The sequence below is a fragment of the Leifsonia sp. HAY1-4F genome (genome assembly GCF_056755275.1).
Window position 1 is genome coordinate 1 of the sequence record NZ_JBNDHX010000264.1, and the last position, 276, is coordinate 276.

The following is a 276-nucleotide window of genomic DNA, read 5'->3' on the forward strand; positions in this document are numbered from 1 at the left end:
CCCCCCCCCCCCCCCCCCCCCCCCCCCCCCCCCCCCCCCCCCTCGGAAAAAAAAACCACCCCCCCCTAGATTAGCGAGTGTCTCGTGGGCTCGGAGATGTGTATAAGAGACAGCGCTGGAACAGCATCCCGGGTCCGTGCTCCGTGAGCTCCGCGCCCGGCTCGAGGCGGAGCTCGGGGTCGGTTCCGGGGAAGCGCAGGTCGAAGAGCACGCTCGAGACGTACCTGTCTCTTATACACATCTCCGAGCCCACGAGACACTCGCTAATCTGGGGGG

1 pseudogene is annotated in these 276 nt (G+C 67.4%); it reads right to left on the reverse strand.

Annotation, left to right across the window (positions count from 1 at the left end):
* Positions 1–70: 70 nt before the first annotated feature.
* A pseudogene (locus ACPYOG_RS19465) lies at positions 71–276 on the reverse strand (hypothetical protein); the annotation flags it as partial.